Below are 12,875 nucleotides of genomic sequence, written 5' to 3'. Positions count from 1 at the left end.
TCAGCATCTATCATATATGATTATTGCCCGGAAGGCAGGCGTATATTTTTTAGAAAGGAGTAATTTTTTAATCTTTTTTTGTCTAAAGATGCATTTTTCTGTATTCCAGCGGCAGCATTCCTACCTCTTCCCGGAAAATACGGCTCATGTATTTCGGATCCGAGTAGCCGGCGGCATCTGCGATCTGCCCAAGCTTCATATTTGTGCTGACAAGAAGTTCCTTGATCCGTTCCATCCGAACATTTTTTATGATCTCGGTAAATGTGTTCCCCGTCTCCTTTTTCAGCCGGGTGCTCAGATATTCGTCAGAGACTCCCAGCTTTGACGCAATCTCCTCCAGTGTAATCCCCTGGCTGTAGTATTCCAGAATCATCTTTCTGGCTTTCCGCACAAGCAGGCTTTCTTCTTCCATCTTCCCGCCTATATTCTCTTCCAGCATATCCAGCAGCCTGTCGAAAATCTCCCGGATCTGATCCCACGTCACCGCCTCCAGGATCTGTTCCATTCTGCGCGACATTTCCGCCGCGTCGGGGACTCTGCGCCCGTACTCCTCCGCTGTATGACAGATGGTATTGAAATACCGGAAACATCCTTCCTTGACCTCCCGCGGCCGGAACCGCCCTTTCCTGCAGTATCCAAGAAAATTACGGACGCATCGCCTCAGTTCCCCGTCGCTTTGCAGTACCGCCTGCTTTGTCATGGTCTCTGTCTCCAGGGGATACTTGAATATCTGCACATCTGCGTCCCTCTCCTCATATACAATAAGCTTTCCCGTCCCCTCGGCCAGGCTGTAGTCCAGCGCCCCGCAGAGCTTTACGGCAGTCTCGTGAAACTCCTTCAATCCGCCGCACCACGCCAGTGCCATGACCGCCTTCCCCCCTGTCAGACCGGAGAGCATAGGCGCTGCTGCCTTTCTCAGATACTCCGTCGCTTTTTCTCTGTCCTGTACCCGGTAGAGAGCAGCCAGCACAAGCTGCCTTTTTTCCCTTGCCAGCGTACACAGCGAAAAGTATCCGCTTCTCTCCCCCAGCGGCGTCAGCGCCCGGCCCACTTCCTCTTCATACTTTCCATACTCTCCTCCAAGCCAGATGATAAAGATGCCGATATGTCCGTCGGCCAGAAGGCCGTACTCTTCCTCCAGCTTCTTTTTTACGTACGGATCCATTTCTTCTGTCCCTGTCAGCGCGGACAGAAATGCTTTCTTTGGTGTGTATCTGACCTTCTCGTCTTCCTCCTGCCGGATGTGTTTCTCCGCCAGACTCAGCACTGCTTTCAGTTCCTTTACTTTTACCGGCTTCAGCAGATAGCTCTCCACGCCAAGCTCTATAGCCGTCCGGGCATAGTCAAAATCCGAATACGCTGAAAGTACCACGGCCCGGCATACATTGCCCTCATCCCGCAGTGTCCTTAGCATGGTCAGACCGTCCATGCCAGTCATGCGGATGTCCAGTATCACCAGATCCGGCTGCTGTTCCCGGATAACAGCAAGTCCTTCCATCCCGTCGGAAGCCGTTCCCGCCACCTCATAGTCCGGACTGATCTTTGGCAGCAGACCCGCCAGCCCATTACGGATGGCCGCCTCGTCTTCCACGATCACGATCTTCATATGTATCACCCTCTCCTTCTGGTATAGGAACATAAATGTGAACACTGGCAGACTCTCCCTGCCTGCTTTCAAAATGCAGATATGCCTGCTCAGAGTAATACAGCCGCAGACGTTTCCTTACATTCTCCACACCTACATGTCCGCTCCACGTCTGTGTCCCGTCATTCAGCCTGTCAAGCGTCTCCTCATCCATGCCCCGACCGTTATCCTCCAGCAGGATATGCAGAAATCCATCCTCGCAGGTCATGCGAATGTACAGACAGCACTCTCCTTCCTTCCCCCGAAATCCGTAGCGGATGCTGTTTTCCACAAATGGCTGCAGAAGAAGCTTGTGAATCCTCATATTCTGTATTCTCTCTGATGCCTCCACTTTGATCTTGATCTCTTTTCCCAGCTTTTCCTGCTGCAGAAGCACATACTGTTCCAGCCAGTACAGTTCGCTGCGGATGGACGACTCCTCTCCCGCGTTGATAACAGAATACCGGAGGATATCTGCCAGCGCCCCTACCATCTCGCTGATCTCCATCTCATTTTTCTCAATGGCTTTCCAGTTGATGGTATCCAGCGTATTGTAGAGAAAATGGGGATCTATCTGGGCTTCCAGCGCCTGCAGCTCTGCATTTTTCTGTTCCTCCGCAGACTGTTTAAGCTGTACAATCAGCCTTCCCGTCTGTTCAGCCATATCATTAAAGCCTTCCGCAATACGGTTCAGTTCATAAGGACTTTTCGGATTTTCCTCTACCCGCACAGAAAAGTCTCCCTCTCTGGCCGCTGCCATGGCTCCCGCAATATTTCTGACAGAGCGAACCAAAGGCACACTCATAAGATATGCCATCACCGCCAGGATCACCATAACCGCAACAGCTATGAGAACTTCAAAGGCAAGCTGGCTGAACAGAGTATAGTGGTACATCTCAAGAGAGTAAAGCTCTGTGATCTTCCACCCGGTATCCTCCTGGATCATGCTCTGCACATAGTAGTCTCCCCGGGAAAGCTCTTCCGGTTTCCCTCCTATATCGCCAGGATCTGTTGCGCTTATGACTATATCCCCGTCGCTGATAAAGCTCCGGATTCCGTCTTCACCGGCAAGTGTGTTCCTCAGCACTTTCTCGTCCAGCCAGACCACAAGGGTGCCTTCCCTTTCTCCATCTACAGGAGACACAATACGGCAGAAAACACCAAAGATATGAATACTCCCTGTGCCAGTCTGTATCTCATCCGGCACCGGACAGCAGAAAGAGAAGTCTGTATCCTCCTTCCAGCCCTCACAGGCCGCCATAGCTTCCTCCATCCATCCACCCTCCGGTCCGGACGCCGCCGACACATCGTAGTAAAATGAATCCCCGTTTTCAAGGACAAGTGTCATTCCTGCAGCTTCCGTGCTCTGCCGGCAGATTCTCCCCAGCAGCTCTTCCACTTCCCCTCTGCTTTCCGCCTCCGGCTCCTGCCCCTCCAGCACTTTCTGCACAGCCAGGCAGAACTTTTCGTCCGTCCCTGCCGCGGCAAGCGCATCTCTGTATCTGTCCAGTGTAATATTCAGCAGCTTCTCCGTCTGATCCAGATCACTGTCCACCTGATCCTGGTAGCGGTCTATCAGGATACTCCGCAGACTGACCAGGGCCAGAATAGAGAAAAGAAAAAGAGGAACTGCCGCCAGGAGCAGTATGATCGGCAGCAGCTTCCTCTGAAAGCTTCTTTCTTTTTTCATTTATTCATCCTTCTCATGTGCATACAGACGGCTCTCATCCCGGATCATCACCGTGCCCACTCCGGCCACGCTGAAGAACTCCAGAAGGAGGGCATGCTCCATCCTGCCATCCAGAAGATTGACGCGGTTCACGCCTATCTCAATGGCAGTCAGTCCTCTCTCTACCCGGGATCTCACTCCCTCTGTCACTTTTCCCTGCTGCAGCATCTCCTGCACCTGGGCAACCGTAAGGCGGCTGTACACTTCCGTCCTGGCCTCATCCTTCCAGATCCCTCTGTGGGAGGAGAGATAGACCAGCTTGTCCGCCTTCAGGCCCACCGCCGCGTCCAGGGCCGCGTCAATAGGGTTGATCTCCACATTTTCCGTGTCAATGTCATTGGGCATGATGACCGGAATATAACCGTTGTCCAGCATGATGGCAGGCGTCTCCATGTCCATGCCGCAGATCCCCACCGCCTTGGTGCCGCACAGCTCCAAAAGCTTGGCGATCCTTTTGTTCTCCCGGAACTTGTCCACGCCGATGGGGCAGCCGTGCACCACCACCGGTTTCATGCCCACTGTTTTCAGGAGCGCAATGTCCCGCATCAGCTCCTGCTCTCCCACCGGGCTCATGTATTTCCTGCAGCCGTACTCAATGACCGCCACCTGCCGGTTGAAATCCCTGATATAGGGGAGGGCGTCTGTCAGCACCTCCGCTTTTTTCTCTATCTGTTCCAGTATCATCCGATCCATCTTTCTCCTCCTCCGGATCAATATTTCCGTATGGCGTCCTCATCCTCCCCGTCTGTCTTCTCCACGGAGCGGATCACCACATAATAACCTGCATTGTCATTGACCTTCACATAGACTCTGTCCCCTGCCCGGTGTTTCATGATCGCCCTGCCGATGGGGGACTCTATGCTGATCTTCCCGTTCAGGGAGCTTCCCCTGACAGATGTGACCAGCTTAAAGACTTCTGTCTCGTCGTCGTCCTCAAAATAAACTTCCACTTTCTTGTCAAGGCCTACCTCGTCGTCCGCCGCGTCATCTTTCACAATGCGGGCTGTCTTCAGCATCCTCTCAAGATAGCGGATGCGGCTCTCGTTCTGATTCTTATCCTTCTTGGCCGCATGGTACTCAAAATTCTCGCTCAGATCCCCGTGGGACCTGGCCTCCTTCACCGCCTCTATGGCATTCTTTCTCACAACCAGCTTTCTGTACTCGATCTCTTTCTCGATCTTCTCCACGTCCTGCCTGGTCAGCTGTTCTCTCACTTCGAAAAACATCCTTTCCGGACATGTAAGTCCATGTCCATTATAGCATAAATTTTCTGTCTGAAAAGGAGGATTACTCCTTCTTTTTCAGCTCCTCCAGCACCTCAGGAGACACATCCTCCAAAAGGTATCTCTTCATCTTCGGGGCGGGATCAAGATGCAGGGCGCGCAGCTCCTTTCGCGCCTCATGGATCTCCGTCAGAAGATCCCTGGCCGAGATGCGGCGGGCCCCCTGGCCCATGATGATGATCTGTTCCATCCCGTCAGAGGTGGCCACCGTTACCTGGTGCTCCCTGGCCATGTCGTGGACTGCCTTTTCAATGTACTGATCCGCCGTCTCCGCCTCACGGGTGTAGACCACATGAATGTTGTGGTATTTCTGCACCTCCCCGGGATTTCCGGGCACCTTGTAGGCGTCAAAGACGAGGATCAGCGTCATGCGCCTGTATCCCTGGTAGTCGCAGAGCACATCCATCAGTTTGTTCCTGGCCGCCTCAATATTATCCTTTGCCAGCTCTTTTAAATCTTCCCAGGCGAAAATGATGTTGTATCCATCCACCAGCAGGTACTCCCTGCCCTGTTTCTTTGGCGTCCCTTTTGCCTTATATGTACTGTCCTGCGTGCGGACGGTCCGCTTCCATCCGGTCCGCTTCTGCCCTGCATTTCCATAGGTTTGCGCAAAAATAGCCTTCAGCTCCTCCTCGTCGATAACCTCCGAGTGGATGCGCCTCTTTCTCTCCTCTATCCCGGTCAGTATCTCTTCCTGCGGCTCTTCCTCCCCTGTCTCCATCCCTTCCACATGCATGTAGTCCTCCACTTGATACCAGGGCACCACGAACCCTGCACCGTGGGAACAGAACACAGAAGAAGAAGGGTTGTCCAGATCCGCCTCCGGATCATACAGGGACGCGCTGATGACCTCCTCCGGATTGTGGCAGGGCTCGTACCCCTGCAGCCGGCAGGAGAAACGTCCCCGCCCTCCGGTGTAGGACAGCACCTCCCGCATATATCCCTGCATGGTGGCCACAGGAGCGCTGCCTGTCAGCACCGCAGTCTCCTCCCCCACAAGGGGCGCGTCGAATCTTCCGTTCATCCTCTGGACATCGTTCATAGCCCTGCCGATCATCTCCTGGGGCACCTCGATCCTGTACTCGTACCAGGGCTCAAGAAGGACGGAGCGGGCTTTCATCAGCCCTTGGCGGACGGCCCGGTAGGTGGCCTGCCGGAAGTCCCCTCCCTCGGTGTGTTTCTGGTGGGCGCGCCCGGCAATGAGCGTGATCTTCATGTCCGTGATCTGCGCCCCGGTCAACACCCCTCTGTGCTGCTTCTCCTCCAGGTGGGTCAGGATCAGCCTCTGCCAGTTGACATCCAGCATGTCCCGGCTGCAGGAAACGTCAAACTCCAGACCGCTTCCCCTCTCCCCCGGCTCCAGCAGAAGATGTACCTCCGCATAGTGGCGCAGGGGTTCAAAGTGGCCCACTCCCTCCACACTGTCCTCTATGGTTTCCTTGTACACGATGCTGCCTTCGTCAAAGGAGACCTCCGCTCCAAAGCGCTCCCGGATCAGGGACTTAAGGACATCGATCTGCACTTCCCCCATGATCTGGGTGTGGATCTCTTTTGTCTCTTCCCTCCACACAATGTGGAGCTCCGGTATCTCCTCCTCCAGCGTCTTCAGCTTCAGATACAGGCCGTGCACGTCGCAGGCACCCGGCGGCTGCATCCGGTAGGTCAGGACCGGCTCCAGCACCGGCAGGACGGAGGCTGTCTCACATCCCATCCCCTGACCGGAGTAGGTTCCCTCCAGCCCGGTGACAGCGCAGACCATGCCGGCGCCGGCCTCCTGCACCGTCTGAAAACTGTTCCCGGCGTAGATCCGGATCTGATCGATCTTCTGTCCCGTCACCCGCTGGCCGGCAGCCCCCTCTTCACCGGGATCCGCCATGTAGGCGTCCATATTCATTTTCACCCGCAGGCATCCCCCTGTCACTTTCAGGTGGGTCAGCCGCTGACCGGAGGCATCTCTTGTGATCTTGTACACTCTGGCCCCGAACGCTGACTGGCACCCGGGGTACTCCATATACATTCCCAGGCCTTCCAGGAACGCCTCCACTCCCTCCATTTTCAGAGCAGAGCCGAAGAAGCAGGGAAAAATCCGCCTCTCCCGGATCAGCCTGCGGATGCTCCCTCTATCCGGCGCCTTTCCCTCCAGGAAATGCTCCAGCAGCTCCTCATCGTGGAGGGCCATCCGCTCATCAAACTCTTCCAGATCCGAGAAATCCTCGCACTCGTCGGAGAGCCGCTTTTTCAGCTCCTCCATGAGCTTTTCCTCATCTGTCCCCTCCTGGTCCATCTTGTTGACAAACAGAAAGACCGGGATGTGATATCTCTCCAGCAGATGCCACAGTGTCTCCACATGTCCCTGGACACCGTCCGCCCCGCTGATGACAAGGACCGCATAGTCCAGCACCTGCAGGGTCCGCTCCATCTCCGCCGAGAAATCCACATGGCCCGGGGTATCAAGAAGGGTCACCTTCTTATCCCCGATCACTGTCTCCGCCTGCTTGGAGAAAATAGTGATGCCCCTGTCCTTTTCCATCTGGTCCGTGTCCAGGAAAGCGTCCCGGTGATCCACCCGCCCCAGCCTGCGGATCTGGCCGGTGGTGTATAAGATTCCCTCCGCCAGCGTCGTCTTCCCCGCGTCCACGTGAGCCACAAGGCCCACACAGAGGTGTCCGGCGGTCTGCATTTCTGCGTTTTTTTCTATATTTTCAGACGTATTTTCCATGAAAATACCCCTTTCTGTACTAAGATAATGACTGTATTATCATAGCACAAAAAGGGGCGTAAGTCGATAAAACAATCTTTACTCTGCTTTTCCGCTTGGAATCCGCGGAGATCAGAGGCATCACCGTAGTGGCCGCCGCCTTGCCGGCTTTCATGGAGGCCTCTGACATGATGTAAGGGATACCTGCTCCGTTGGCAAAGCCCACAAAGACGGAGCCAAGCAGCGTGCCGGTCCATCCGCCCAGAAGCGCCAGCAGCAGATATCCGATCAGAAAGCAAAGGGGCGCCAGGAACTTTGTCTTTTCTCCCAGCAGCCTCTTGGCCCGCACGAACAAAAGGCCGCCGCAGAAGGCGACAAAATCCATGCCTGCCATGATGACCGCAATGTAATTCTGCGGGATGATCCCCTCAGAGATGGTCTCCATCGCAAAATTAGCCGGGTAGATAAAAAAGGTGGACATCAGAAGGAACATAGCCAGGATGTACATGATATTGACTCGAAACACACCGACGCCTCCAGCAGTCTCCTTTTTCCCCTTGTCCTCTTTCGCCTGTGTCTCCTGGGTGATCTTGTCATTAGGCAGATAGAAAAGGCACAAAACAATGCTGATCAGGCCCATCAGATACACCAGGAAGCTGACCCGCCAGCTGATGTTTGCCAGAAGGCCGGACAGTAATGTGGCGATCACGCCGCCCATCTGGTTCATGGCAGAAGAGTAACCCATCAGTCTCACCTGCTTTTCCGGAGCGAAATAATAAGAAAGAAGACCTGTGGACAGGGGCATGATGATCCCCACGCCAATCCCCACAAGCGCCCGCATGACAAGCACTGCGAAGATGTTGTCATAAAGGCCTGACGCGCAGCCCCCTGCCGTATAGAGCAAAAGGCCCATAAGCACCAGTGTCTTGGCACTGAACACTTTGTACAGCTTCGGGAAGATAAAGTTGGTAATGACAATGAACAGGGCCGGCACGCTGATGATCATCTGTACAAAAAGCGGGTTTGTGTCAGAAAAATGTGCCTGAATGACCCCCAGCGCAGGAGCCACAGCCGCACCAGCCATGACCGTCAGCAGAGACAGGGACAGAATGCTCACTGTCAGAGTTTTTCCATGGTTCGTTTGATCAGACAAAAAAATCACTCCTTTATCAAATTTCAAAAAGCACAAAAAAAGCGCAAGCCCTGTTTGGACTTACGCATTTTCCGCTACTCAACATACGTATATTAGCACTTTATTTTAAAAAAAGTCAAATAGATTTTCAAATATTTTTCTCTCTCTGGGGCGGCCGGGGCCCACACATTCGAGCCCTATCAATGCCCATCAGCTCCGTTGATACGCGCATTGGCCGCCAATATAAGTCTGTTCCACCTGCACCTGATCGATCTCTTCAGCCGGGATCTCCAGGATATCCCGGTCCAGAAGCAGAAAATCCGCCTTGTAGCCTTCCCTCAGCTGTCCCAGCCTGTCAAATCCCGCCATCCGGGCAGCCTCTTTTGTGTATAGGATAATAGCCGTCTCTATGTCCACAGCCTGCTCCTGTCCGCAGTCTGTCCCGTCCCAGGCCCGGCGGGTCACTGCTCCCTTGAGGTTGGGGAAAGGATCCGAGGGAACTGCCCAGGATGTGGCCGGCGCGTCTGTAGAGAAGCAGAGCTTCACCTGGCTGTCCAGCAGGTCACGCACCGGATAGCACCGCTTCATCCATGCCGGTCCCAGATTGTTCAGATAGCTCTCGATCTCCGCATACAGGAAAATGGGCTGGGTCACAAAACCAATGCCCTTCCGGGCCGCCTTCCATACACTGTCCGCAGACGGATCTGTAATGTGTTCTACCCGCACATAGGGCTCCGGCCCGTCATTCCACTTTTCCTCTTTGGCTGCCCGGTCCACGACCCGCTCAATGGCTCTGCCGCCCATGGCATGCATGGAAAGCTGACAGCGATTCTCCTTGCAGAACCGGATAGCAGTCTCCATCTGCCTGTCGCTGCACACGGAGATCCCGCAGGAATCCGTCCCCAGATAGGGCTCTGCCATCCATGCAGTGCGCCCGGAGACACTGCCATCCCCTATGAGCTTAAGCCCGCAGACAAAGATCTGTTGCCTCCTGTCAAACCGTTCCCTGGGGATCGAAAAGTCCGGATCATCCATAAAGAAATCCCACATGTAGTACACGCCCACTTCCTGGAGGAATCCCTTTTTGGCCGCCTCCTGGTAAAGCGGATAATTGTCCCCGCTGTCCAGGTTGCCCATATCCGTCACCGCCACAATGCCCTGGGAAGTGAGAAGCCTGCCAAGCTCTGTCAGATTCTCCACTTTCTCCTGCCTATCGGGCACAGGCATAAAGGGGAGCACGAGATTTCTGGCATTTTCCTTCAGCACACCTGTGGGCTCTCCATTTTCGTCCCTCTCGATCTCTCCTCCGTCCGGGTCCGGCGTATTGCGGTCTATTCCCGCCAGCTCCAGCGCCCGGCTGTTCACACAGCGGATATGCCCGCATGTGCGGATCACGGACACCGGGGCATCGCTGCATCCTCTGTCTAAGTCCCAGCGGGTGATGGATCGCCGCTCTGCGAATTTCCCTTCATCGTATCCCCAGCCCTGGATCCATTTGTCAGGCCCCTGTTCCTGTCTCTTTTCCCGCACTGCCTCTACCAGCTCCTCTATGGAGTGGATCTTAGGCGGCAGGGCTGAGATCTGCCGGCTGAAATCTGCCAGCATGACAGGGTGCATATGGGCGTCCACAAATCCGGGGATCACCCGGCGTCCTCCAAGGTCTACCCGGCCGCATCCCGCCGGAGCCATCTCTTCCACTTCTTCTGCCGTCCCGACTTTGCGGATCAGGCCATCCTCCACAAACATGGCTTCCCCGTAGAGATTGTCCTTATCTGCTGTAAAAATCTTCCCGTTTTCATAGATACAACTGTCCATGAACCTGCTACACCTCCAACCTGAAGCACCATTGCCGCATTTTGAAATAACTATACTCTTTTCTTCTGCCGCCTGTCAATCTCTTCATGGCAAAGGGCGTTTCTGCTCAAAGCCGAAACGCCCTGTTTTCTCTCTGCTTTTATCAGCACAAAATCTATGACAGTGTCAGATCGCCGTCTTTTACCCAGCCCATGCGCCGGCACACCTGGTTGATGGCCGGGGCCAGTATGGCCGGAAGCACAAAGGAAATCAGGATCAGTCCCAACCAGTCGAAGGCAGAGGGCGCCATGGCGACTGCTCCGTTGGCGACTGCTGCGTCACTTGGCGCGATCCAGCCAGTCCACACACCCAGCTGTCCGCACAGGCCGCAGGTTCCCATACCGGAATTGATGGCATCGCCGTTCATCTGTAGTTTAAAGATGCAGGTGGCAATAGGGCCGGTAATCGCTGAGGTCACGGTTGGCGCGATCCAGATCCGTGGATTTTTGACAATGTTGGGCATCTGCAGCATGGATGTGCCGAGCCCCTGGCTCACCAGGCCGCCCCATCTGTTTTCCTTAAAGCTCATAACCGCAAAGCCCACCATCTGGGCACAGCAGCCCGCCACAGCGGCCCCGCCCGCAAGCCCGGTCAGTCCCAGGACAGAGCAGATAGCCGCAGAGGAGATGGGCAGTGTCAGCGCCACACCCACAAGCACAGACACCACGACCCCCATCAGGAAAGGCTGCAGCTCCGTTGCCTGCATGATGAGCTGCCCAAAAGCACTGGCAGCAAGGCCAATGGGCGGTGCGATGACCCAGGCCGCACCAATGCCCGCCAGAGTTGTGACAATGGGCGTCACCAGAATATCAATCTTTGTCTCTTTGCTGACCGCCTTTCCCACCTCTGCGGCGATAATAGCCACAAACAGTACTGCAAGAGGTCCGCCTGCCTGTCCAAGGGCATTGCAGGCATATCCCACTGTAGCCAGAGAGAACAGCACCAGGGGCGGCGCCTGGAGGGCATACCCGATTGCCACCGCCATGGCCGCGCCGCTCATGAAGGAGGCCATACCGCCAATGGTGTAGCCCACACCGTTGATGGTGATGATCTGGGCAGTCAGAAATCCGATGTGGAACTGGCTTCCGATGGTGTTCAGGATCGTGCCGATCAGCAGTGAGCAGAACAATCCCTGGGCCATGGCGCCCAGGGCATCTATCCCGTACCGCTTAGCCGAGATAACGATATTTTTCCGTTTCAGAAAAGATTTTACTTTTTCCATAACAAACTCCCATTCCTTTAACAAAATATAGTGAATATACAAGTGTCAAGACACATGTATATTCAGTTTACCGCCATACGGAAAGTTTGTCAATCCTTTCCTCTCCTGTTTCCCAGCCTCTTTAATCGAAACCTATTTCACTTTTTCATATCAGATACTTCTCCGCAAGTCTTTTGACCATCCTCAGATCCAATACTGACTTCTCGGTTTCAAATGTAAGGATCAGTTTCTCTCCCGGATATATCCCATTTTGCTCGTACGCCTGTATTTTCCGGATTGCCCGCTGGGCATATACCGGGTCATCCATCCTGCCGTCATGCTCCCAGTACACTTCCTGCCTTGTCTTTCTGGAAAGGAATGTAAAATCCGGATGTACGATGCCGAAGCCTTTCAAGTGCAATGGCCGCTCATATTTATACAGTATGCCGCTTCGCCAGAAGTAATCAGCCAGCAGCTTTTCCGATTTGGAACGCACCCGCTCCCCTCGTTCCGTTAAGATCACCGGCACATCTTCCCGAAATTCTTTCTGCAGGTACTCTTCATTTATCCACGCTTCCAGACGCTGTTCCCACGTCGGTTCCACCGGGCGGATCAGTTTTTGCCTCTCCATATGTTCATTCAGGAAAAGGCTTTCTATTTCATCATCTTCATAATCTTTTACCATTCTTTTTATCTGGGCCAGCCTTCTCCCGGCCAGCTTCGCCACTTTCTGATCATAAGATTTCTGCGCCAGCCTGCGGACCAGCTGCCCCTCTGCTTTCGGAAGATACTCGCCATTTTTCTGTTTTCCCGGCATGCACCGGTAATACTGTACGGATTTCCCGCTTCGGGATAACCGCAGCGATCCCTCCGGGGCATCTTTCATCCGCTCTTCTGTCTTTTTGAGGATTTCTTCCAGTCTGCTCTGCTCCTTCAGCAACATTTCTCTCAAACCAGCCATATGCTTCCTCCTCAGGGCTATGCAATTTTATACTTTCATTGGATTCACGGTTAGAAATTGGTTTTTAATGATTGAACCGTACTTTTTAAGGGTCCTGCACGGTTAAGATTTGATTTTCAAGATTAGAACCGTACCTTTCCACGAGATTGTACGGTTAGAATTTGCTTTTTGAGATCAGAACCGTACTCTTCACAAATTTATACGGTTGAAGATGATTTTTCCAGATTTTAACCGTAGCTGTGTAAGGATATGTACGGTTAAAACGGTGTGCGTGGTAAGGTGATTTTACAGCCACAGGGTAAGGAGTTTTTTACATGACGTGGTAAGATCTTTTTTACATCATGCGGTAACGACTTTTTTACATGAGATGGTAAGAAGTTCTTTACACTGTCC

9 protein-coding genes are annotated in these 12,875 nt (G+C 53.8%); all 9 read right to left on the bottom strand.

Translation table 11 applies throughout. The features are described 5' to 3' along the window. Window positions 1-82: 82 nt before the first annotated feature. The 9 genes from INF30_RS13840 to INF30_RS13800 all read right to left on the bottom strand — a co-directional run bounded on the left by INF30_RS13840 (window position 83) and on the right by INF30_RS13800 (window position 12,482). On the bottom strand, window positions 83-1,606 hold the full coding sequence (locus INF30_RS13840; protein WP_226395634.1) for a response regulator: 1,524 nt from the start codon (window positions 1,604-1,606) through the stop codon (window positions 83-85). After that, window positions 1,566-3,314, bottom strand: coding sequence for a sensor histidine kinase (locus INF30_RS13835; protein WP_076779114.1), 1,749 nt, complete (start codon window positions 3,312-3,314; stop codon window positions 1,566-1,568). Before INF30_RS13835 ends, INF30_RS13840 begins: the two co-directional genes overlap by 41 nt. Next, a complete protein-coding gene (locus INF30_RS13830) occupies window positions 3,315-4,046 on the bottom strand; it encodes an amino acid kinase family protein (RefSeq protein ID WP_226395633.1) in 732 nt (243 codons plus the stop codon). 17 nt (window positions 4,047-4,063) lie between these two features. Beyond that, window positions 4,064-4,567: a transcription elongation factor GreA gene (greA, locus tag INF30_RS13825; RefSeq protein WP_033125196.1), complete on the bottom strand. Its 504-nt coding sequence runs from the start codon at window positions 4,565-4,567 to the stop codon at window positions 4,064-4,066. Window positions 4,568-4,640: 73 nt separating this feature from the next. Next, complete coding sequence (locus INF30_RS13820) at window positions 4,641-7,355, bottom strand: translation factor GTPase family protein (protein WP_226395632.1); 2,715 nt, start codon at window positions 7,353-7,355, stop codon at window positions 4,641-4,643. A 19-nt stretch (window positions 7,356-7,374) separates the two neighbouring features. Further along, complete coding sequence (locus INF30_RS13815) at window positions 7,375-8,487, bottom strand: MFS transporter (protein ID WP_226395631.1); 1,113 nt, start codon at window positions 8,485-8,487, stop codon at window positions 7,375-7,377. Window positions 8,488-8,676: 189 nt separating this feature from the next. Further along, complete coding sequence (locus INF30_RS13810; protein ID WP_226395630.1) at window positions 8,677-10,281, bottom strand: amidohydrolase; 1,605 nt, start codon at window positions 10,279-10,281, stop codon at window positions 8,677-8,679. A gap of 154 nt (window positions 10,282-10,435) precedes the next feature. Next, the gene (locus INF30_RS13805) at window positions 10,436-11,542 is read right to left on the bottom strand and encodes a PTS transporter subunit IIC (protein ID WP_033125183.1); all 1,107 of its coding nucleotides are present in this window, start codon (window positions 11,540-11,542) and stop codon (window positions 10,436-10,438) included. A 145-nt stretch (window positions 11,543-11,687) separates the two neighbouring features. Beyond that, a complete protein-coding gene (locus INF30_RS13800; RefSeq protein ID WP_226395629.1) occupies window positions 11,688-12,482 on the bottom strand; it encodes a hypothetical protein in 795 nt (264 codons plus the stop codon). Between the last annotated feature and the right edge of the window lie 393 nt (window positions 12,483-12,875).

The organism is Claveliimonas monacensis, assembly GCF_014982975.1.
In the GTDB taxonomy this organism is placed as follows: Bacteria; Bacillota; Clostridia; order Lachnospirales; family Lachnospiraceae; genus Claveliimonas; species Claveliimonas monacensis.
This window is presented reverse-complemented; position numbering and strand designations above follow the sequence as displayed.